The following is a 20,713-nucleotide window of genomic DNA, read 5'->3' as shown; positions in this document are numbered from 1 at the left end:
CAGCAGTCGGCCGCGGGGGGATACTGGGGCATGGCTTCGCACCCGGGGCCCGTGACGCTCCACCTGCACGTCCACACGGTCCACCTTCCACACCAGGTCGCACCGCTTCTCCTCGTCGCGGTCGTGACGGTCCTTGCCGTCGTCCTCGTGCTGGTGACCGTCGCAGGTGGCGGGGCGATCCTGGCTCCCGACCAGCTGCCGAACCCGCGCAACCTGACGACACTGGTGCGCTGAGCAGACCCAGGGGTGGCTGGGGCTCACCCGTATGATTTCGCCCGTGTCCTCCGAGCAGCGGTCCCGGTCTCGGCGGCCACGTCAGGCGGGCCCACCTCGGCCCGTGCGCGTCCCGCCGCCCGTGCCGGAGCTCAAGTACCCGCCGGACCTGCCGGTCGTCACGCGCAAGGACGACATCGCCGCCGCGATCCGCGACCACCAGGTCGTCATCGTCGCGGGCGAGACGGGCTCGGGCAAGACCACCCAGCTGCCCAAGATCTGCCTCGAGGTGGGGCGCGGGCAGGCCGGACTGATCGGGCACACCCAGCCGCGACGCATCGCGGCCCGCTCGGTCGCCGAGCGGATCGCCGAGGAGCTCGAGGTGGAGCTCGGTGGCGCGATCGGCTACCAGGTGCGTTTCACCGACCAGAGCAGCGACTCCACCCTCGTCAAGGTGATGACCGACGGCATCCTCCTCAACGAGATGCAAAGAGACCGGTTGCTGCGCAAGTACGACACGATCATCATCGACGAGGCGCACGAGCGGTCGCTCAACATCGACTTCATCCTCGGCTACCTCAAGCAGCTGCTGCCGCGACGCCCTGACCTCAAGGTCATCATCACGTCGGCGACGATCGACCCCCAGCGGTTCGCGGAGCACTTCTGCTCGGCCCGTGGTGAGCCGGCGCCGATCATCGAGGTGTCCGGTCGCACCTACCCGGTGGAGGTCCGCTACCGCCCGCTCGTCGACCCTGAGCGGCCCGATGCCGAAGAGCGCGACCAGGTCACCGGCGTGTGTGAGGCCGTCGAGGAGCTGTGGACCGAGCGGGCCGCGGACGGCACCGGTCACGACATCCTCGTGTTCCTGTCCGGGGAGCGCGAGATCCGGGACACGGCGGACGCGCTGGAGAGCCTGAAGCTGCCGCAGACCGAGGTGCTCCCGCTCTACGCGCGCCTCTCCGCGGCAGAGCAGCACAAGGTCTTCGGACGAGCCGCCGGACGCCGGATCGTGTTGGCCACCAACGTCGCCGAGACCTCGCTCACTGTGCCCGGCATCCGCTACGTCGTCGATGCCGGCACCGCGCGAATCTCGCGGTACTCCCAGCGCACCAAGGTGCAGCGGCTGCCGATCGAGGGGATCTCGCAGGCGAGTGCGAACCAGCGCGCCGGCCGCTGTGGGCGCCTCGCCGACGGCATCTGCATCCGGCTGTACTCCGAGGAGGACTACGAGGCGCGACCGGAGTTCACCGAGCCCGAGATCCAGCGCACCAGCCTCGCGTCCGTCATCCTCCAGATGACCTCGCTGGGCCTCGGCGACATCGCGGCCTTCCCCTTCGTGGACGCCCCGGACGCCCGCCAGGTCGCCGACGGCATCCGACTGCTGGAGGAGCTGCAGGCCTTCGACATCGGGCAGGACGGCCCAGACGGGTATGCCGCGGCGTCGCCCTCCACGGGCCCGCCCCGGAAGGGGCGTGGCCGCGGAAGGAGGCTCACGGCATACGGGACGTCGTTGGCGCGGCTGCCCGTGGACCCGCGGCTGGGACGCATGCTGATCGAGGCGGGCGCGCTGGGCTGCACCCGCGAGGTGCTGGTCATCGTCGCCGCGCTCTCCATGCAGGACCCGCGCGAGCGACCTGCCGACAAGCAGACCCAGGCCGACCAGTCGCATGCGAGGTTCCGCGACGAGCACTCTGACTTCATGTCGTTGCTGAACCTGTGGGCCTATCTCAAGGAACAGCAGAAGGCGTTGTCGCACAGTGCTTTTCGGCGCATGTGCCGCACGGAGTACCTCCACTACCTGCGGGTGCGGGAATGGCAGGACCTGCACAGCCAGCTGCGCAAGGCGTGCCAGGACGTCGGCATCGACACGAAGGCGGCGACCGCAGCCCCGGGGGAGCCGCCCAACGCCGACCTCATCCACCAGGCGCTGCTGGCCGGACTGCTGTCCCACATCGGGCTGCGCGACGAGGCCAAGCGTGACTACCTGGGGGCTCGCGGGGCACGGTTCGGCATCTCGCCCGGCTCGACGCTCTTCCGCCGTCAGCCGACCTGGGTGATGTCGGCCGAGCTCGTCGAGACGACCCGGCTGTGGGCGCGCAGCAACGCCAGGATCGACCCGATCTGGGCCGAGCGGCTGGCCCACCACCTCGTCAAGCGCACCTACTCCGAGCCGCGTTGGTCTCGCAAGCAGGGCGCTGTGGTGGCGACCGAGAGGGTCACGCTCTACGGCGTCCCCCTCGTGGCCGCCCGCACCGTGCAGTATGCGCGGATCAACCCCGAGGAGTCGCGGGACCTGTTCATCCGGCATGCGCTGGTCGAGGGGGACTGGGACACGCACCACGCGTTCTTCACCGCGAACCAAGCTCTGCTGCAACGACTCTCCGAGCTCGAGGAACGAGCCAGGCGCCGCGACATCGTCGTCGACGAGGAGGACCTCGTGGCGTTCTACGACGCACGGGTACCCGCCGAGGTGGTCTCCCAACGCCATTTCGACCGCTGGTGGAAGGACGCCCGCCGCACGACGCCGCAGCTGCTGACCTTCACCGAAGAGCTCCTCACCCGCGAGAGCGCGGAGGGGGTGTCCGCCCTCGACTACCCGAGGACGTGGACCCAAGGGGGCATCGAGCTGCCGGTCACCTACCAGTTCGAACCGGGTGCGGCGGCGGACGGCGTGACGGTGCACATTCCTGTCCAGGTGCTCAACCAGGTGTCCGACGCGGGCTTCGACTGGCAGGTGCCCGGGCTGCGGGAGGAGCTGGCGACGGCGCTGCTGCGGTCACTGCCGAAGGCCACCCGGGTGCACTTCGTCCCGGCGCCCGACCACGCGGCTGCTGCTCTCGCGCAGGCCCAGCCCGGCGGCGACCGACGGCTGGCTGACGAGCTCGCTCGGGTGCTCCGCGCACGCACCGGGATCCAGGTGCCGCCCGAACAGTTCGCGGCAGACCGAGTCCCCGACCACCTGCGCATCACGTTCGCCGTCGAGGACGGCACTGGACGCGTGCTGGGCAGCGGCAAGGACCTGGACGCCCTCCAGGAGCAGCTGGCCGGCCAGGTGCAGCGGCGGATGTCGAGTGCGGCCGCAGCCATCGAGCGGAAAGGATTGCGGCAGTGGGACTTCGGTGACCTGCCTGCGACCTTCGAGTCGACGTCCGGTGGCCAGACCGTTCACGGCTTCCCTGCTCTGGTGGACCGCGGCGACCGCGTCGACATCGTCGTGATGCCCGGCGCGAGAGAGGCGGGCGCGGCCACTGCGCTGGGTGTCCGGCGGCTGTTGCTGCTCAACACGACGGCGCCCTGGAAGCGAGTGCTGGCCACCCTCACCAACGCGCAGAAGCTGGCTCTGGGCGACAACCCGCACGGCTCCGTGCCGGCCCTGCTCGACGACGCCCTGGCCTGCGTCGTTGACGCGATCGTCCTCGAGCGAGATGGCCACGGGGCGGGCGCCGATGGAGTCCGCGACGCCGCCACCTTCGACGCGGTGCTCGCAGCGGTCCGCACCCACATCGCGACGCGCGTCCTGACGGTGGTCGCGGAGGTGGAGCCGGTCCTCTCCGCGGCGAGGGAGGTGCGGGTGCGCCTCGACGGCCTCACCGCTCCAGCCGCGTCGGCCCTCGTCGCCGATGTCCGAGCCCAGCTCGACAGCCTCGTCTACGGCGGCTTCATCGCCGATACCGGGCTCGCGCGCCTGCCCCACCTGCGGCGCTACCTGCGGGCGATGCTGCAACGGCTGGAGAAGGCCCCGTCCTCGCCTGCCGCGCTGGCGCGCGACGCGGCCAATCAGGAGGTCGTGGACCGGGTCGAGATCGCGTATGCCGACCTGCTCGACTCCCTGCCGCCCGTCGAGCGCCGTTCGGCCCCGGTCCGGGACGTGGGGTGGATGGTCGAGGAGCTGAGGGTGAGCCTGTTCGCAAACGGGCTCGGCACGGCATACCCGGTGTCGGAGAAGCGGATCCGCGCGGCCATCGCCGCCCTGGAGTGACTCGGGCACTCCTGCTGCACAACCGACGAGGGCCCCGACCACAGGTGGTCGGGGCCCTCGTCGGCGCGATGAGCAGGTCAGGCGAGGTGCACGTTCTCGTGTCCCTCGGACGACAGCGACTCGTGCTTGACGTTCAGGAAGCCGAAGGTGATCAGCGAGCCGATGATGATCATCACGCCGGCTACCAGGTAGGCGTGGCTGGAGCCGAACGTCTGCGCCTGCAGCGCGATCTGGTGCTGTGCGGCCTGGAGCTGCTCCGGGGACAGAGCGCCAGACGCGGCCTTGGTCTGGAGCGCGGCACCGAGCTCGGCGCCCTTGTCCTTGGCGCCGTTCGCGAAGACCGTGCTGAGGGTCGCCAGGCCCAGGGCCCCACCGACCTGCTGCATGGTGTTCAGCACCGCCGAGGCGACACCGGAGTCCTCGGACGCCACGCCGGCGGTGGCCGTGAGCGTCATCGGCACGAAGGTGAGGCCCATGCCGACCGCGAGGACGGTGATCCAGGGCAGGAGGCCCGTGGCGTAGGAGCTGTCGACGTCGAGCTGGGCGAAGCCGAACATGCCCGTCGCGGCGAGCAGGGTGCCCACTCCGGCGATCCATCGGGGGTCCACGCGGGTCATCAGGGTGGAGGCGATCTGCGCCGCCACGACGATGCCGAACGAGAACGGCAGGAACGCGAAACCGGACTTCAGCGGCGAGTAGCCCAGCACCTGCTGGATGTAGAGGCCGAGGAAGTAGAACATCGCGAACATCGCGGCACCGACGATCAGCATCACGGCGAAGGACGTGCCGCGGGTGCGGTCGGCCAGGATGCGGATCGGCATGAGCGCGTGGGAGGAACGCATCTCCACGACGACGAACGCGACGAGCATCGCGACACCGGCGATGAGCGTGGTGAGGGTGGTCGCCGAGGTCCAGGAGTCGCTGGCGGCGTTGGTGAGGCCATAGACCAGGGACACGAGCCCACCGGTGCCCAGGATCGCCCCGGGGACGTCGATCCGGCCCTTGCCGGGCTCCGACTCGGAGAGGAAGCGCGGCGCCATGAAGGCCACGAGGAGGCCGATCGGCACGTTGATGAACATCGTCCAGCGCCAGTCGATCTCGGTGAGCGCGCCACCGAGGATGAGGCCCACGGCCGCACCGGCGCCGGACATCGCGGCATACACGCCCATGGCGCGGTTGCGGGCCGGCCCGGCCGGGAACGTCGTGGTGATCAGGGCGAGGGCGGTGGGGGAGGCCAGCGCGGCACCGATGCCCTGCAGCGCGCGGGCGCCGAGCAGCATGCCCTCGGTCTGGGCGAGGCCGCCGAGGAGCGAGGCCCCGGCGAAGACGAGCACACCGGTCATGAAGACCTTGCGGCGGCCGAACAGGTCACCGAGGCGCCCCCCGAGGAGCAGCAGCCCACCGAAGGCGAGCGTGTAGGCCGTGACGACCCACGAGAGGTTCTCCTGGGTGAAGCCGAGGTCGGCCATGATGTGCGGCATCGCGATGTTCACGATCGTGCCGTCGAGCACGACCATGAGCTGCGCGGCCGTGATGACGGTCAGGGCGATGCCGAGGTGCCGGCCCTTGCCGCTGGGCGCGGCGTCGGGTTCCGGAGTCGAGACGGACTCGACGACAGCAGTCGAAGACATGGATGTTCCTTGGTGTGTGGGTGGTGCGTGGCTGGTGGTGTGGTGAGGCGTGGTGGGTCAGTCGCGCTGCAACGTCGCGGCGCAGGCGGGGAGGACGACGCTGTCCACCAAGGCGATGAGGCGCTCCTGCGACGGGTGGGAGCCCGACAGCATGGCCTCGTGGATGGTGATCGCCGGCAGCAGTCGCGCCAGCAGTTCCAGATCGGCGTCCTTGCCGATCTCCCCGCGCTGCTGAGCGGCGCGGAACGTCTTGAGGGTGACCGCCATCTTGGGAGCCATCAGGCGGGTCATGATGGCGTCGCGCAGCTCGGGGTCGCGGTGCAGGGACCCGAGCAGTGCGGCGAAGACCTGCAGGGGGAGGTCCTCACCGAGGCCGCCCTTGGCACAGGCCTGGGCGATGAGGTCGCCACGCAGGGAGCCGGTGTCGGGGTAGCGGTCGGCCTCGACGCCGATCATCAGCTGGAGCGCGTCGATCACGAGGTCGACCTTCGACGGCCAGCGGCGGTAGAGCGTGGCCTTCGAGGCCTTGGCCGCACTGGCCACCGCGTCGAAGTTGAGGCGGTCGTACCCCACGTCGGCCAGGGTCACGAGCGCGGCCTCGAGGATCTCCCGTTCGCGGTCGCCCTCGACCCGGGGGCGGGAGCGCGCCTGCTCGGGCGCCTCCGCAGTTCCCCTGGTCGTGGTGGCGGTGCTGGTGGGGGTCACGGGGTTCCTCGCGTCGTGGATAGAACGAAACTGTTTCGTTTCATCAAACTCTAGGCTCGGGCGACCCATTCCATAAACTCGGCAAGTGTGACGGGCGTCACATCGAGGCGATGACGCAGCTCGCGCCGGTGGTGGAGGCGGGGCGCGGAATCCCCTGCCATGCTGGAGCGTTGGCACTGTGGACCGGGACGCCCGCCAGCATCCCGGGCGAGAACCACCATCCCCACGAGCCCAGGCGACACCTGGGACCGACCGCTGGAGTAGCCGTGTTGAACCCATCCGAGCTCTACCACTTCGAGACCGACACCGACCCGCAGGAGCTGCGTGCGTCGGTCATGGTCGTCGCGCTCGGCGGCTTCATGGACGCGGGCCACACGCAGCGGATCCTCACCGAGCACCTCCTCGGCTCCGGCGAGTCCACCGTCGTCGCGTCCTTCGACACCGACCAGATGGTCGACTACCGCAGTCGTCGGCCCGCCATGGTCTTCGACTCCAACCGCTGGATGAGCTACGACGACCCGTGCCTGGCGCTGCACCGCCTCGTCGACCGGGACGGCACGCCCTTCCTCCTGCTGACCGGACCCGAGCCGGACTTCCAGTGGGAGCGGATGACCGAGGCGGTCCGACAGCTCGTGGTGCTGCTCGGCGTCAACCTCGTCGTCAGCGCCCACGGCATCCCGATGGCGGTCCCGCACACCCGCCCCATCGGCCTCACGTCCCACGCGACCGACCCGCGGCTGATTCCCTTGCAGGACAACCCGTTCGGTCGCGTCGAGGTGCCGGCGAGCCTGTCCTCCCTGCTCGAGCTCAGGCTGGGGGAGTCGGGCCACGACGCCCTCGGGTTCGCGGTGCACGTCCCGCACTACCTCGCCCAGGCAGAGTTCGCCGACGGCGCGGTGACCGCGCTCAACGCGATCACCGCCGCGACCGGGCTCAACCTGCCCATCGACGACCTCATCGCGCAGGCCGGCCTCAACCGGGCCGAGATCGCCCGCGAGATCGAGGGGTCCGACGAGGTGTCGCAGGTGATCGCCGCCCTGGAGCGCCAGTACGACACCTTCAGCGAGGGTCGCCAGAAGCCGAGCCTGCTGGCCACGGATGTGAGCGAGCTGCCGTCAGCGGACGAGATCGGCGCCGAGTTCGAGCAGTTCCTGCGGGACGTCGCCGATGACGAGGCCTCCGGCGAGGGCAACCCGAGCTGACCGGTAGATCCGCTCAGACCCTCGCGTGCTTGGCGCGCGAGAAGCTGTAGAGCCCGAACGCCGCGAACCCGACCGCCATCACGACGAGCAGGGCAGGACCGAAGGGTTCGTCGCGCAGCGACTTGAGCGCGCCGTCGAGGCCGGTGGCCTCCTTCGCCTGCTTGTGCACGCCCGCAGCGGCGAAGAGGAACCCGACGATGACGAGGGCAACGCCCTTGGCGATGTAGCCGATCCGCCCGGCGCGCGTCGCCCACGTGCCGGGGTGGTCCTGGAGGTCCTGGAGGAACTTCTTCGTCCACCCCTTGTGGACGTGGTAGACGCCGACGGCGATGATCGCGAGCCCGATCGCGACCACGAGCGCGCGTCCACCGGGCTTGTCGAGCAGCTTGGCGGTGAAGTCCACGCTCTGGCTCCGGCTGTCGCTGGTCCTGCCGCGGGCGAACTGGAAGGCCGACCAGGCGAGAGCGAGGTAGACGACCGCCTTGCCCGCGGCCTTGGCGCGTCCACCCCACGCGTCCTTGTCGCCGCCGGGATGCCCCACGACGGCATCGGCGAGCTGCCAGACGGCCAGGCCGAGGAAGCCGACCACCCCCACCCACAGCGCCGCCTTGCCTGCCCCGTTGCCGGCGAGGGACGCGAGCGCCCCGCTCTGGTCTGCGTTCTTGCCGCCGTTGCCACCGAAGGCCACCTGGAGGGTGATCCAGCCGATCAGCAGGTGCAGCAGCCCACTCGTGGCGTAACCCACGCGTGCGGCGGCCTCGAGGGCGGGGTGGTCGGAGGCCCTGGAGGCGGCCTGCTTGACGTCCTGGTGGTCCATGGCACCACCTAACCACGCATCACCGCAGGTCAGGGAGTAAGGGCCGGTACTCCCTGGCTCAGTCCTTGGCCTCGGACCAGCGCCGGATGACCGAGGCGTCGGCGACGAACCGCACCTGCGTCGACCCCGTCCAGCGTCGGGCGCTGTCGGTCAGGGCGCGCTCGAGCCTGGCGCGGGTCTCGGCGGCGTTCTCCTCGGGGACGTGGACGAGCAGCTCGTCGTGCAGGCACAGCACGATCTGGGCGCCGAGGTCGCGTGTCGTGACCCTGACGGTGGCGGCCCAGGCCTTGAACAGCTCGGCCGCGCTGCCCTGGATCACGGCGTTGCGGGCGAACCGTCCACGCGCGGCGTCGTAGGCCGCGGTGCCCTCGGCGGGCACGTCGGCCAGGACCGCGTCGAGCCGGATCAGCCGACCACCGAAGGTGCGCAGCGGCTCGCGTCGCAACCCCGCGGCATACGCGGCATCGAGGTAGCCCATGGCGACCGGGTAGGTGCGCTCGAGGTCCTTGAGGGCCTCGCCGGCGGCGCCGCTGCGCTGGCCGTACATCGCGGCGAGCACCGCGATCTTGGCCACCGGACGCTCGACCCCGAGGGCGGCTGCCACAGGCGCGTACAGGTCGTCGGCGCGGGTCGCTGCCGCAAAGGCCTCGTCGCCGGAGACCGCGGCCAGGACGCGCGGTTCGATCTGTCCGAGGTCGGCGCGGACGAACACGTAACCGGGATGGGCGGCCACGGCTGGGCGCAGCGAGGTCGGGAGGTTGTGGAGGCCGTTCTGCGCGGTCATCCGTCCAGCGGCTCCGTCGCAGGCGGTCCACCCGCCACGGAGCCTGTCGTCCGGGCCCACGTGGGCGTCGAGCCAGGGGTAGCCGTAGGTGGTCGCGATGCGTTCGGCCTTGCGCCACGCCAGGAGGGCTCCGACGACCGCGTGGGTCTCGCGGAACGGCTCGAGGACCCACTTGCGCGTGTTGGGGACGACTACCCCGACGGAGGCGAGCAGCTCCTTGACCTGCAAGGGGTTTCGCAGATCCGTGGACTCGCGACCAGGCGTGTGCGACAGCACCTGCAGGTCGCGTTCGGCGCGGATCCGTCGCGCGTCCGCCTCGCTCTCGGGGCGGGCGCCGGCGGCCTCCGCGATCATCCTCTCGGCGGTCGCCCGGTCGACTGGCAGCCCGTCGCGGGCGAGCTCGACACACAGGAACGCTGCCGCGGACTCGGAGTGGGCGGCCGCCACCGATCGTGGGCCCACCTCCGCCAGGGCCGCCGCCTGAGCGCCTGCGCAAGCGAGGGCCGCGCGCCCCCAGGCCACCACCACGTCGTCGTCGGGCGCCCACGTGGCCGCGCCCGCGTCGGGGTCGAGGTAGCCGTCCGGCCGCACCACCGACAAGCTCGCGCCGACGTCCGTGCCCGGTGCGCGGGCCGGCGCCGACGACGAGGGTCCAGTGCTGTGGAAGTCGAAGAGGTCACCGCGCGCCGCTGCCGGCAGGCCCGCACGATCGAGTCGGTATGCCGCGGCCCAGGCCACCTGGGGCGTCGCCTCCCACCCGCCCGCGAGCAGGCGGTGGGCTTCGGCCACGTCCCAGCAGCGGTTCACCGGCACCCCGGCCGCGACGAGGGCTGAGGCATCGCCGCCGGCTGACCACCAGACCCACCGCACGTCCCCAGCCGCCTCCAGCTCGCAGGCCCGGGTGACGAGCTGGTCTGCCCGGCCCACCAGCTGGACGTGGTCACCCACGATGGCGGCGCGACCGTCCGCTGTGGCGACGAAGGCGACGTGGGCAGCAGGCATGGCGGGCACATCCTCGCACCCGGGACCGACGATCCCGTCGGTCCCGGCTGCTTCACCCGACAAAGGTCCGCTTCCCCGCGGAACGGTTCCGGGGTGAAGCCCACCTTTATCGGGTCACCCGATAAAGGTGGGGCCACGCGTGGGGGTGGGTCAGGCGTGGGTCTTGAGGGCGACCTGGCGCTTGATCCGGCTCAGCATCCCGACCATGCCCCGCAGCCGCAGCGGGGAGACCGCCTCGCCGAGGGAGAACCGGTAGGGCGCGTCCTCCGGCACCGCCAGCACCTCGGCAGCGGTCAGGCCGTCGAGCCCTTCGCTGAGGATCCCCGCGAACCCGCGCGTGGTCGGTGCCTCGGCCGGCGCCGAGAAGAACAGGTGCACCGCGCGCTCGCCGGGCTGGTCGAGCGGCTCTTCGGCGACCTCGACCGCCAGGAAGATCGGGGACTGGCACTCGTGGACCTGCTCCATCTCACCCAGCCGACCGGCATACCTCTCGGGGAGGTCGGGCAGTCCCTCACTGAACTCCAGCAGGAGTTCGAGGCGTTGCGGCGCAAGCAGCTCCGCGAAGTCGTCGGCGATCTCCTGCATCGCGGCAGGCAAGGGCGCCGGCTGGGTGGACGCTGTGCCACTCACGGCACTGGTCACTGCGACGCACCCTGTTCGACCGGCACTCGGACGGAGTTGCCCCACTCGGTCCACGAGCCGTCGTAGTTGCGGACGGCGTCGAAACCCAGCAGGTGGGTGAGGACGAACCACGTGTGCGACGACCGCTCGCCGATGCGGCAGTAGGCGATCGTGGCATCGCTGGGCGACAGTCCCTGTTCCTGGAGGTAGATCGCCTCGAGGTCCTCGCGCGACTTGAAGGTGCCGTCCTCGTTGGCCGCTCGCGCCCACGGCACCGACTTGGCGCCGGGGATGTGTCCTCCGCGCATGGCGCCCTCCTGCGGGTAGTCCGGCATGTGCAGCAGCTCGCCGCTGAACTCGCCGGGGGAGCGCACGTCGACCAGCGGCCCACCGAGGTGGGCGAGCACGTCCTCCTTGAACGCGCGGATCGGCGCGTCGTCGCGCTCCACCACTGGGTATGCCGCGTCGCCGGCGAGGCTGCCCACGGCGGGGACCTCGCGGGTCAGCTCGCGACCCTCGGCCACCCACTTGGCACGGCCGCCGTCGAGCAGCCGCACGTCCTCGTGTCCGAACAGGCTCATCACCCACAGCGCGTAGGCGGCCCACCAGTTGTTCTTGTCGCCGTAGATCACGACCGTGGTGTCCCGGCCGACACCGCGGGCCGACATGACCGCAGCGAACTGCTCGGCATCGACGTAGTCGCGCACCACCGGGTCGTTGAGGTCCTGGTGCCAGTCCAGCTTGAGCGAGCCCGGGATGTGGCCCGTGTCGTAGAGCAGCACGTCCTCGTCGGACTCCAGGACGACGATGCCGTCGGGCCCGCCGACGGCGCCGGCCTCGATCTGGTCGGCCAGCCACTGCGTGCTGACGAGCCTTTCGGGATGGGCGTACTGGGTGAAGGTGGCGGAGGGGGAGTCAGCGGTGTCGACCATGTCCCAAGGCTAATCCCGCTGGTCACGGGGCCACATGGCAGGATGGCGGCGACCGACCGAAACCAAACCCGGAGGGGTGCTGACGTGGGCTTTCTCGGAATGGGCAAGGACGAGGCGCAGGCGAAGCCGACCTCGGCGCTCGAACAGGCGAGGGCCCCCCGCGAGGACTCGGGGATGTTCTCCGGAGCCGTGACCGGCCTGATCGAGAGCCTGCTCGACGTCGGCATCGACGGCAAGGGTCCGTTCGACTCGGCGCAGAAGGTCGCCGACGTCCGGCGGGCCGAGAAGCCAGGAGCCGAGGAGGCCGTCGACGCCGTGGTCCGAGGTCACCTCAGGCTCGCGGCCGCCGGTGGTTTCGTCACCGGACTCGGTGGGTTCGTCACGCTGCCCGTGGCGCTCCCCGCCAACGTCGTCGAGTTCTACGTCGTGGCGACCCGGATGGTGGCCGCGATCGCGTCCCTGCGCGGCTACGACATCAAGCGACCCGAGATCCGGTCGGCGGTGCTGCTCACCCTCGTGGGAGCCGACGCGGACGACCTGCTCAAGAAGGCAGGTGTGGCCTCGACCGGCCGACTCGCCAACCTCGCGGCCCAGCGGCTGCCCGGGCCTGCGTTGATGGTGGTCAACAAGGCGGTCGGCTTCCGGCTGCTGTCGACCGCTGGGAAGAAGACGCTGAGCCGGTTCGGCAAGGGCGTGCCCGTCATCGGCGGTGTCGTCGGCGCGGGCCTCGACAGCTACCTGCTCAAGAAGATCGCCGACCACGCGCGTCACGAGTTCCCGCCCAGGGCCACTGGCTTCTGAGTGGCGTGCTGCGCCGGTTGGACGCAGGCTGGGGGAGCGCCGGGAATCACCGGGGCACCCAGGTCGTTTGAACCGTGTCCGGGCCATCGTGGTGCCCGGAGCCTGCGCCTTCGAACAACGGGAGTCTGACCATGGCCATGACCCGCTTCGGTGCCCTGCGCACCATCGCCACCGCAGTCCGCACCGCGACCCGTCCGGGATCGCCCGCGCTGGGTGAACGCCTGATGAGCCTGCCCCGGCTGTTCCGGGCCACCTTTCGCGGCGAGTATGCCGGGACCACCCGCGGTCGGCTCCTGATGGTTCTCGGCGCGGTGGCCTACGTCGTGTCGCCCATCGACCTGATCCCCGAGCTGGCGCTGTCCGTCTTCGGCCTCGCCGACGACGCGGTGGTGGTGTCGTGGATCGCGGCGACCGTCGTCAACGAGACCGAGTCGTTCCTGGCCTGGGAGCGCACCACGCCGGCGAGGGCGCACGAGACCGTCGAGGGCGACGTCGTCCGCTGACTCCAGCACGTCCTCATCCGCTCGGTCGGGGTGTGTCGAGGGCGTGGCGGGCCGTGAGGACGCCATTGCTGCGCCGTGGCGGCGCGGAGCAGCCCCACCCCGTCGGCGTGGGTGCGCCTGTCCACAGGGCTGGCTCCGGCCCCTGACCCGAAGGCCCCCGGGAGGCCAGCGTTGGCCCATGAGCCAGATCAGACTGCGCGGCCCGGCCGATGTCGTCGCCGTGCTGCCCTACCAGCTCGGCTACCACCCCCAGGACTCGATCGTGCTGGTCGCCCTCCACGGTCGCAGCGTCGGGTTGATCGAGCGGATCGACCTGCCACCACCCCAGGACGCGGAGCAGGTCGGCCGCGTCCTCGTGGCTCCGCTGCTGCAGGACCGGCCCGAGGCGGTCATGCTCGTCGGCTACGAGACGGCGGCGGGTTCGAGCCGGCCCGGTCTGGACGCCGTGCGTCGCCTGGCGACCGAGGCCGACCTCGAGGTCCTGGACCGACTCGTCGTCCGCGACGGGCGCTGGTTCGCCATCGACTGCGCCGACGGATGCTGTCCGGCCGAGGGCGCGCCGGTCCCGGAGGCGGCCGACACCCCCGCCGTGGCCGAGTACGTCGGGCTCGAGATCGCGCCCCTCCCGGGTAGGTCCGCGATCGCGGACCTCGTCGCCGCGGACCCAGTCCTCGCCGAGGCGGTGGCAGCAGAGCTGGGTAGCGGCTCGGAGCCCGAGTCGGGACGCCTCGATGCTGCCCGTCGGCTCGAGGCGCTGTCGCGCTGGTCGGTGGTGTGCGACGTGACCGGTGGCGCGCCCGAGGTCGCAGAGCTCGGGCCCGCCGAGGTCTGCCTGCTCGTGCGCAGCCTGGAGGACCTCGCGCTGCGCGACGGACTCGTGGCCTGGCTGTGCCCTGGTGCCCTGCCCCTGGACTCCCTGTCGCCGGACCTCGTCGACGCCTTGCGCTGCACGCTGCCGGCTCCCACCTGGCACCGCAGCCCGGGGGCAGGGCCGTCGGCCGGGGCCGGTCGCCGTCTCCTGGCGAGGTTGCAGTCCCTGGTCAGGTCGGTCCCCGACGACCACGCGGCTCCGGCGCTCACCGTGCTCGCCAACTGTGCCTGGTGGCAGGGCGACGGCGCGTTGGCCCGGACCTGCGTGGACCGGGCGCTCCGGGCGCGCCCCGACTACCGGCTGGCGCAGCTGCTCGAGCGCATGCTCGACCTCGGCGTGCGTCCCGGCAGCCACGGCGCGCAGCGCGCGGCCGAGCTGCGGTCGGGCTGACCCAAGTGCTCGCGCGCAGCTCGGCGGGGACGACGCGTCCATCGTGCGGACGCCGCGGACACGCCGACGGCCTCCTCGTATGATGGTCGCCAGGTCATGAGTCCCAGCACCAAGCCCCGGCTTGCTGGGCGGCAACCCTCCTCGCGGTGGGGTGCCCCGGGTGAAGACCCGGCCGACCCTGACCTGGGCGGCAAGCGCGAGCGCCACAGGAGCAGTTTCGATGACCACGACCTCCCCACCACGAGCGACGTCAGGTGCCTGGCGCGACGGTGACCCGGTCGGTCGACGCCAGTTCGTCGACCTCGGCGCGGTCGAGCTCGAGCGCGGTGGCGTCCTTCCCGGGGTGCGGGTGGCCTACGAGACCTGGGGTGAGCTCAGCGCCGCGGGTGACAACGCCATCCTCGTCGAGCACGCCCTCACCGGTGACAGCCATGTCGAGGGACCGACCGGTCCTGGTCATCCGACGCCGGGCTGGTGGGACGGGCTGATCGGCCCCGGTCGGCCGCTCGACACCGACCGCTACTTCGTCGTTGCCGCCAACGTCCTGGGCGGCTGCCAGGGGAGCACCGGCCCGTCCTCGCCGGCCATCGACGGTGCCCCGTGGGGGAGCCGCTTCCCCTTCGTCACCGTGCGTGACCAGGTGCAGACCGAGGCCCTGCTCGCCGACGTCCTCGGCATCGACCGCTGGCACGCCATCCTGGGTGGCTCGATGGGCGGGATGCGGGTCCTCGAGTGGGCGGTGACCCACCCCGAACGGGTCGCGACGGCCATCGTGCTGGCCAGCACGGCATACGCCACGGCGGAGCAGATCGGCTGGTGTCAGGCGCAGCTGTTGGCGATCCGCGCGGACGGCGACTTCCACGGCGGCGACTACTACGAGCGCGGCCCCGGTCCCGAGACCGGGCTCGGGATCGCGCGGCGGATCGCGCACGTCACCTATCGCAGCGAGCTCGAGCTGCACGAGCGCTTCGGTCGCGAGCCGCAGGAGGCGGAGGACCCGTTGGGCGGTCACGGCCGCTATGCCGTCGAGTCCTACCTCGACCACCACGCCGGCAAGCTGGCCGGACGATTCGATGCCAACTCCTACGTCGTCCTCACCGAGGCGATGAACTCCCACGACGTCGGACGAGGCCGTGGGGGAGTCGCCGCGGCGCTCGCCAGGATCTCCGCTCAGGTGGCGGTGGTCGCCGTCGACTCGGACCGGCTCTACCCGCCGCGGCTGTCCCGAGAGATCGCCGACGCCGTCCCGGCGGCCCAGCTGCACACCGTGCACTCCGACTACGGCCACGACGGGTTCCTCATCGAGATCGAGCAGGTCGGGCAGATCGTGGCCCGGGTTCTCGCAGGCCCTGCCTGACGGGGGGATTTCCGGTACGGTCGGGCCCAGCGGCTGCCGTCGCCTGGTGTGCCCCGGGTCCACCACCCGGTCGCACCGCTACTCGGTCAACTGAACGTAGGAGGTCCCTGTGGCCATCGTTGTGGGATATGTGCCGACGAAGGAAGGGCGGGCGGCTCTGCGCCGGGCCGCGGACGAGGCGCTGCTACGCAAGTCCAAGCTGATCGTCATCAACTCCCAGCGCGGTGGCCGAGACTTCGACAGTGAGGAGGCGAACCGTTTCGATGCCGACCTCTCCCGCATCCAGGGCGAGCTGGACGAGGAGGGGCTGGAGCACGAGGTGCGTCAGCTCGTCCGGGGCAACGAGCCGGCCGAGGACCTGATCGCAGTGGCCGAGGAGGAGCACGCGGAGTTCATCGTCATCGGCCTGCGTCGTCGCACCCCCGTCGGCAAGCTCATCCTGGGCTCGAACGCCCAGCGCATCCTGCTCGACGCGTCGTGCCCCGTCCTGGCCGTCAAGGCCGACGCCTGAGGCGACCGGTCTGCACCGGTCCGGCACGGCTCTCCATGGCTGTCCAGCGGGACATCGCGCCGTGTCGGCAGTGTGCCGATGCGTGATCTGCGGGCAACTCGTTTTACAATGTCATCAACGAGATCTCGTCAGGGTCCAGCCCAGCCGATCTCGGCAATACTTCCACTCCCGCTGTTGTTGTCACAGACATCCTCAAGCATGGCTGTGATGACGTGCGCCGTGCCGCGAGTCCGCGACGAAAGGTAGTCCGTGTCGCCTGTGTCCAAGAAGGCTGCGAGCCCCGCACCGTCTCTTCCCCCCGAGTTCTCCCACCCCGCACTGCAGAAGCTGCTCAAGCAGGGCCGCACCAACGGCTCGGTCGACAGTGGTCAGTTGCGTGATGCCCTGGAGGGGGCCGAGATCGCACCCAAGCGGATGAAGGCTGTGCTGCGTTCCCTGGACGAGCAGGGCATCCACGTGACCCTCGACTCGGCCACCGCCTCACGCGCGGTGGCTGCGACGAGCACCCGCAAGAAGACGACGACCGCGCCGGCCAAGAAGGCGGCCGCCAAGACGGCAGTCAAGACTGCCGCACCTGCCGCCAAGTCGACGGCCAAGGCTGCGTCGCCGAAGGCCGAGTCGGCGAAGGACACCCCCGTCAAGACTGCGACCGCGAAGGCTGCGACCAGCAAGACGGCGCCGGCGAAGGCGACCACGACGAAGAAGGCCGCCGCCGCAGCCGCGGGCGAGGCAGCCCCGGCCACGAAGAAGGCCGCGACCACGAAGTCGGCAGCCAAGACCGAGGCCACGGACGCTACTGCCACGGCGGCTGACGCGGCCGGCAACGGCGACGACGAGGCGGTGCCGGCAGAGCCCACCGACGTGGTCGAGTCCGAGCTCGAGGACGTCGTCGTCGAGGACGACACCGAGGACGAGAAGAAGGACGACGAGGACGAGGGTTCCGGCTTCGTCCTGCGCGATGACGACGAGGACGACGCTCCTGTCCAGCAGGTCGTCACCGCCGGTGCCACCGCCGACCCGGTCAAGGACTACCTCAAGCAGATCGGCAAGGTCGCCCTGCTCAACGCCGAGCAGGAGGTCGAGCTCGCCAAGCGCATCGAGGCCGGGCTGTTCGCCGAGGAGCGGCTCAACTCGGGCGACAAGATCGAGATGAAGCTCAAGCGTGAGCTGTGGTGGATCGCCCAGGACGGCAAGAAGGCCAAGAACCACCTGCTCGAGGCCAACCTGCGCCTCGTGGTGTCGCTCGCCAAGCGCTATACCGGTCGCGGCATGCTCTTCCTGGACCTGATCCAGGAAGGCAACCTCGGCCTGATCCGTGCGGTGGAGAAGTTCGACTACACCAAGGGCTACAAGTTCTCGACCTACGCGACGTGGTGGATCCGCCAGGCGATCACCCGCGCCATGGCTGACCAGGCCCGCACCATCCGCATCCCGGTCCACATGGTCGAGGTCATCAACAAGCTGGCCCGCGTGCAGCGCCAGATGCTCCAGGACCTCGGGCGCGAGCCCACCCCGGAGGAGCTCGCCAAGGAGCTCGACATGACCCCGGAGAAGGTCGTCGAGGTCCAGAAGTACGGTCGCGAGCCCATCTCCCTGCACACCCCCCTCGGTGAGGACGGTGACAGCGAGTTCGGTGACCTCATCGAGGACTCCGAGGCCGTCGTCCCGGCCGACGCGGTCAGCTTCACGCTGCTGCAGGAGCAGCTCCACTCGGTGCTCGACACCCTGTCCGAGCGGGAGGCCGGTGTCGTCTCGATGCGCTTCGGGCTCACCGACGGCCAGCCGAAGACGCTCGACGAGATCGGCAAGGTCTACGGCGTGACCCGTGAGCGGATCCGTCAGATCGAGTCCAAGACGATGAGCAAGCTGCGCCACCCGAGCCGGTCCCAAGTGCTGCGCGACTACCTGGACTGACGCGCGGTCCGGCGCTGGCCGGCATACCTCTCCACACGAACGCCCTCCGAGACTCGGGGGGCGTTCGTCGTTCCCGCCTGTCGTCGGGGCTTGCGCTGACGCCGCTACTCAGTGTTACTATCTACCGGTAGTCATTAACACTGAGTAGCGAAGGGAGGTTCCATGGGCAAGCAGGAGACCGAGATGCTCAAGGGGACGCTGGAGGGGATCGTCCTGGCCATCCTTCTCGCTCGGCGGGCGTACGGCTACGAGATCACCGCCTGGCTGCGCGACCAGGGCTTCTCCGACATCGCCGAGGGCACCGTCTACGCGCTGCTGGTCAGGATCGAGCAGCGCGGCCTGGTCGACGTGGAGAAGGTCCCGTCCGAGAAGGGCCCGCCGCGCAAGGTGTACTCGCTCAACGCGCAGGGGCGCGAGCACCTCGAAGAGTTCTGGAGGACCTGGAGCTTCCTCACCGAACGTCTCAACCAGCTCCGCAGTGAGAACGCCCAGAGCCCGGACGAAGGAGATAAGTAGGCATGGCAGCCAAGTGGATCGAGACCGTCACCGGCTCGTGGGAGCAGAAGAAGCAGTACCGGGCGTACAAGGCCCGCATCGACGCGTTGCCGGAACCGTACGGCGCTGCGGCCAAGGCCGTGCAGCGGTACCTCATGTACTACGGGGGCATCACGGACGGCACCATCGCCGTCACGATGCTGGGAGACCTCGCGGACCTCTGGGACCGGGCCGCTGCCGACGGAACCCCTGTGCGGGCCATCGTGGGCGAGGACCCCGTCGACTTCGCCGAGGCGTTCGCGCAGGCCTACACCGGCACCCGGTGGATCGACAAGGAGCGCGCCCGCCTCACCAAGGCGATCGACGACGCCCAGGAAGGTGACGCCAAGGGAGGTGAGGACCGATGACGACCGACGCTGCCATCCAGGTGCGGGGCCTCGAGAAGTCGTACAAGGACCTGGAGGTGCTCCGAGGTGTCGACTTCGAGGTGGAGACGGGAACCATCTTCGCCCTGCTCGGGGCGAACGGGGCGGGCAAGACCACGGTCGTGCGCATCCTCGCCACGCTGCTCAAGGCCGACGCGGGGACGGCTGTCATCGACGGCGAGGACGTGGGCACCCACCCGGCCCGGGTGCGTGAGTCCATCAGCCTGACCGGACAGTTCGCCGCCGTCGACGAGATCCTCACCGGACGGGAGAACCTCGTCCTCGTCGCACGGCTGCGGCACCTCGAGGACCCCGGCGTGGTCGCAGCCAGGCTGCTCGAACGGTTCGCACTGACCGACGCGGCGAGTCGGAGGGTGTCGACGTACTCGGGCGGCATGCGCCGCCGTCTCGACCTCGCCATGAGCCTCATCGGGAGTCCGCCGGTCGTCTTCCTGGACGAGCCGACGACCGGGCTCGACCCCCAGGCGCGCATCGAGGTCTGGCAGGCCGTCAAGGAGCTCGCCGCGCACGGCACGACGGTGCTGCTCACGACGCAGTACCTCGACGAGGCCGAACAGCTCGCCGACCGGCTCGCGATCCTCCACGAGGGCCGGATCATCGTGAACGGCACCCTCGCCGAGCTCAAGCAGCTGCTGCCGCCGGCCACGGTCGAGTACGTCGAGAAGCAACCCACCCTCGAGGACGTCTTCTTCGCCCTCGTCGGCACGAACCACTGAGGAGCACCGATGACCACGCACTTCTTCGGCGACACGACCGTCCTGCTGGGCCGGTCCCTGCGCCACATCACGCGCAGCCTGGACACGATCATCACCACCACGGTCATGCCGATCGCCTTCATGCTGCTGTTCGTCTACGTGTTCGGTGGCGCGATCGCGTCAGGGTCTGACTCGTACGTCAACTACCTGCTGCCTGGCATCCTGCTCATCACCATCGCCTCGGGGATCGCCTACACCGCGTTCCGGCTCTTCCTCGACATGTCCGGCGGCATCTTCGAACGGTTCCAGTCCATGCCGATCGCGAGGTCGTCCGTGCTGTGGGCGCACGTGCTGACCTCGCTGGTCGCCAACCTGGTCTCGGTGGTGGTGGTCGTGCTCGTCGCACTCCTGATGGGCTTCCGCTCGGGGGCGGGTGTGCTGGCGTGGCTCGGGGTCGCCGGGATCCTGGTGCTCTTCACCCTGGCGCTGACCTGGATCGCCGTCATCCCCGGCCTCTCGGCGACCTCCGCGGACGGGGCGAGTGCGTTCTCCTACCCGCTCATCTTCCTGCCGTTCATCAGCTCGGCGTTCGTGCCCACCGACACCATGCCCGGCCCCGTGCGCGCCTTCGCCGAGCACCAGCCCGTGACCTCCATCGTCAACGCCATCCGGGACCTGTTCGCCCAGCAGCAGGTGGGCACCGACCTGTGGGTCGCCCTCGCCTGGTGCGTCGCCATCCTCGTGGTCGCCTTCACGTTCGCCATGCTCACCTATCGCCGCAAGATCGCCGGGTGAGTCCTGACCTCGTCAGTCCTCTCGTTCGCCCTGGCCGGGACGCTCGCCC

At 70.4% G+C, this 20,713-nt stretch carries 19 protein-coding genes and 1 riboswitch; of the genes, 13 read left to right on the top strand and 6 right to left on the bottom strand.

Going from position 1 to position 20,713, the window contains the following annotated elements:
- Positions 1 to 30 precede the first annotated feature (30 nt).
- The gene (locus AC1DWP_RS05045) at positions 31 to 234 is read left to right on the top strand and encodes a hypothetical protein (protein ID WP_477613339.1); all 204 of its coding nucleotides are present in this window, start codon (positions 31 to 33) and stop codon (positions 232 to 234) included.
- Between the two features lie 31 nt (positions 235 to 265).
- Entirely contained in the window at positions 266 to 4,192 is a 3,927-nt protein-coding gene (hrpA, locus tag AC1DWP_RS05040) for an ATP-dependent RNA helicase HrpA (RefSeq protein WP_477613338.1), read from the top strand.
- A 77-nt stretch (positions 4,193 to 4,269) separates the two neighbouring features.
- On the opposite strand, the gene AC1DWP_RS05035 is transcribed toward hrpA, so the two are convergent.
- On the bottom strand, positions 4,270 to 5,823 hold the full coding sequence (locus AC1DWP_RS05035; protein WP_477613337.1) for a DHA2 family efflux MFS transporter permease subunit: 1,554 nt from the start codon (positions 5,821 to 5,823) through the stop codon (positions 4,270 to 4,272).
- A gap of 57 nt (positions 5,824 to 5,880) precedes the next feature.
- Positions 5,881 to 6,528, bottom strand: coding sequence for a TetR-like C-terminal domain-containing protein (locus AC1DWP_RS05030; protein ID WP_477613336.1), 648 nt, complete (start codon positions 6,526 to 6,528; stop codon positions 5,881 to 5,883).
- 266 nt (positions 6,529 to 6,794) lie between these two features.
- Between AC1DWP_RS05030 and AC1DWP_RS05025 the strand changes: the two genes are divergently transcribed.
- Entirely contained in the window at positions 6,795 to 7,730 is a 936-nt protein-coding gene (locus tag AC1DWP_RS05025; protein ID WP_477613335.1) for a PAC2 family protein, read from the top strand.
- Positions 7,731 to 7,743: 13 nt separating this feature from the next.
- Here AC1DWP_RS05025 and AC1DWP_RS05020 read toward each other — a convergent pair whose 3' ends face one another.
- The 4 genes from AC1DWP_RS05020 to AC1DWP_RS05005 form a co-directional block, all read right to left on the bottom strand.
- On the bottom strand, positions 7,744 to 8,547 hold the full coding sequence (locus AC1DWP_RS05020; RefSeq protein ID WP_477613334.1) for a DUF1206 domain-containing protein: 804 nt from the start codon (positions 8,545 to 8,547) through the stop codon (positions 7,744 to 7,746).
- Positions 8,548 to 8,605: 58 nt separating this feature from the next.
- Positions 8,606 to 10,333 carry a DNA polymerase gene (locus AC1DWP_RS05015; RefSeq protein ID WP_477613333.1) on the bottom strand — a complete coding sequence of 576 codons (1,728 nt, stop codon included), beginning with the start codon at positions 10,331 to 10,333 and terminating at the stop codon, positions 8,606 to 8,608.
- Between the two features lie 150 nt (positions 10,334 to 10,483).
- Positions 10,484 to 10,918: a SufE family protein gene (locus AC1DWP_RS05010; protein WP_477613439.1), complete on the bottom strand. Its 435-nt coding sequence runs from the start codon at positions 10,916 to 10,918 to the stop codon at positions 10,484 to 10,486.
- Between the two features lie 53 nt (positions 10,919 to 10,971).
- On the bottom strand, positions 10,972 to 11,886 hold the full coding sequence (locus tag AC1DWP_RS05005; protein WP_477613332.1) for a sulfurtransferase: 915 nt from the start codon (positions 11,884 to 11,886) through the stop codon (positions 10,972 to 10,974).
- Positions 11,887 to 11,970: 84 nt separating this feature from the next.
- Here AC1DWP_RS05005 and AC1DWP_RS05000 point away from each other — a divergent pair, with 84 nt between their 5' ends.
- The 10 genes from AC1DWP_RS05000 (at position 11,971) to AC1DWP_RS04955 (ending at position 20,664) form a co-directional block, all read left to right on the top strand.
- Positions 11,971 to 12,687, top strand: coding sequence for an EcsC family protein (locus AC1DWP_RS05000; protein WP_477613331.1), 717 nt, complete (start codon positions 11,971 to 11,973; stop codon positions 12,685 to 12,687).
- Between the two features lie 131 nt (positions 12,688 to 12,818).
- Positions 12,819 to 13,190, top strand: coding sequence for a YkvA family protein (locus AC1DWP_RS04995; RefSeq protein WP_477613330.1), 372 nt, complete (start codon positions 12,819 to 12,821; stop codon positions 13,188 to 13,190).
- 178 nt (positions 13,191 to 13,368) lie between these two features.
- A complete protein-coding gene (locus tag AC1DWP_RS04990) occupies positions 13,369 to 14,451 on the top strand; it encodes a DUF4192 domain-containing protein (protein ID WP_477613329.1) in 1,083 nt (360 codons plus the stop codon).
- A 92-nt stretch (positions 14,452 to 14,543) separates the two neighbouring features.
- Positions 14,544 to 14,654, top strand: a riboswitch (SAM riboswitch).
- A gap of 17 nt (positions 14,655 to 14,671) precedes the next feature.
- Complete coding sequence (gene metX / locus AC1DWP_RS04985) at positions 14,672 to 15,808, top strand: homoserine O-acetyltransferase MetX (protein ID WP_477613328.1); 1,137 nt, start codon at positions 14,672 to 14,674, stop codon at positions 15,806 to 15,808.
- 109 nt (positions 15,809 to 15,917) lie between these two features.
- Positions 15,918 to 16,319 (top strand): universal stress protein, encoded by a 402-nt coding sequence (locus tag AC1DWP_RS04980; RefSeq protein WP_477613327.1) that lies wholly within the window; start codon positions 15,918 to 15,920, stop codon positions 16,317 to 16,319.
- Between the two features lie 249 nt (positions 16,320 to 16,568).
- A complete protein-coding gene (locus AC1DWP_RS04975; RefSeq protein ID WP_477613326.1) occupies positions 16,569 to 18,233 on the top strand; it encodes an RNA polymerase sigma factor in 1,665 nt (554 codons plus the stop codon).
- A 162-nt stretch (positions 18,234 to 18,395) separates the two neighbouring features.
- Positions 18,396 to 18,749, top strand: coding sequence for a PadR family transcriptional regulator (locus tag AC1DWP_RS04970; protein ID WP_477613325.1), 354 nt, complete (start codon positions 18,396 to 18,398; stop codon positions 18,747 to 18,749).
- 2 nt (positions 18,750 to 18,751) lie between these two features.
- Entirely contained in the window at positions 18,752 to 19,135 is a 384-nt protein-coding gene (locus tag AC1DWP_RS04965) for a DUF1048 domain-containing protein (RefSeq protein WP_477613324.1), read from the top strand.
- On the top strand, positions 19,132 to 19,890 hold the full coding sequence (locus AC1DWP_RS04960; RefSeq protein ID WP_477613323.1) for an ABC transporter ATP-binding protein: 759 nt from the start codon (positions 19,132 to 19,134) through the stop codon (positions 19,888 to 19,890). Before AC1DWP_RS04965 ends, AC1DWP_RS04960 begins: the two co-directional genes overlap by 4 nt.
- Before the next feature lie 9 nt (positions 19,891 to 19,899).
- Positions 19,900 to 20,664, top strand: coding sequence for an ABC transporter permease (locus tag AC1DWP_RS04955; protein ID WP_477613322.1), 765 nt, complete (start codon positions 19,900 to 19,902; stop codon positions 20,662 to 20,664).
- The last annotated feature ends 49 nt before the right edge of the window (positions 20,665 to 20,713 follow it).

It is taken from the genome of Pedococcus sp. P2_F6 (assembly GCF_056403675.1).
Note: the sequence above shows the minus strand (reverse complement) of the source record. Positions and strands in the feature narration are given on the sequence as shown.

Excerpts from the sequence above, each read along its gene's own strand:
- AC1DWP_RS05045 (WP_477613339.1), top strand. The coding sequence starts at position 31 with ATGGCTTCGCACCCGGGGCCCGTGACGCTCCACCTGCACGTCCACACG.
- hrpA (WP_477613338.1), top strand. The coding sequence starts at position 266 with ATGATTTCGCCCGTGTCCTCCGAGCAGCGGTCCCGGTCTCGGCGGCCA.
- AC1DWP_RS05035 (WP_477613337.1), bottom strand. The coding sequence starts at position 5,823 with ATGTCTTCGACTGCTGTCGTCGAGTCCGTCTCGACTCCGGAACCCGAC.
- AC1DWP_RS05020 (WP_477613334.1), bottom strand. The coding sequence starts at position 8,547 with ATGGACCACCAGGACGTCAAGCAGGCCGCCTCCAGGGCCTCCGACCAC.
- AC1DWP_RS05015 (WP_477613333.1), bottom strand. The coding sequence starts at position 10,333 with ATGCCTGCTGCCCACGTCGCCTTCGTCGCCACAGCGGACGGTCGCGCC.
- AC1DWP_RS05010 (WP_477613439.1), bottom strand. The coding sequence starts at position 10,918 with ATGCAGGAGATCGCCGACGACTTCGCGGAGCTGCTTGCGCCGCAACGC.
- AC1DWP_RS05005 (WP_477613332.1), bottom strand. The coding sequence starts at position 11,886 with ATGGTCGACACCGCTGACTCCCCCTCCGCCACCTTCACCCAGTACGCC.
- AC1DWP_RS04995 (WP_477613330.1), top strand. The coding sequence starts at position 12,819 with ATGGCCATGACCCGCTTCGGTGCCCTGCGCACCATCGCCACCGCAGTC.
- AC1DWP_RS04990 (WP_477613329.1), top strand. The coding sequence starts at position 13,369 with ATGAGCCAGATCAGACTGCGCGGCCCGGCCGATGTCGTCGCCGTGCTG.
- metX (WP_477613328.1), top strand. The coding sequence starts at position 14,672 with ATGACCACGACCTCCCCACCACGAGCGACGTCAGGTGCCTGGCGCGAC.
- AC1DWP_RS04970 (WP_477613325.1), top strand. The coding sequence starts at position 18,396 with ATGGGCAAGCAGGAGACCGAGATGCTCAAGGGGACGCTGGAGGGGATC.
- AC1DWP_RS04965 (WP_477613324.1), top strand. The coding sequence starts at position 18,752 with ATGGCAGCCAAGTGGATCGAGACCGTCACCGGCTCGTGGGAGCAGAAG.
- AC1DWP_RS04960 (WP_477613323.1), top strand. The coding sequence starts at position 19,132 with ATGACGACCGACGCTGCCATCCAGGTGCGGGGCCTCGAGAAGTCGTAC.
- AC1DWP_RS04955 (WP_477613322.1), top strand. The coding sequence starts at position 19,900 with ATGACCACGCACTTCTTCGGCGACACGACCGTCCTGCTGGGCCGGTCC.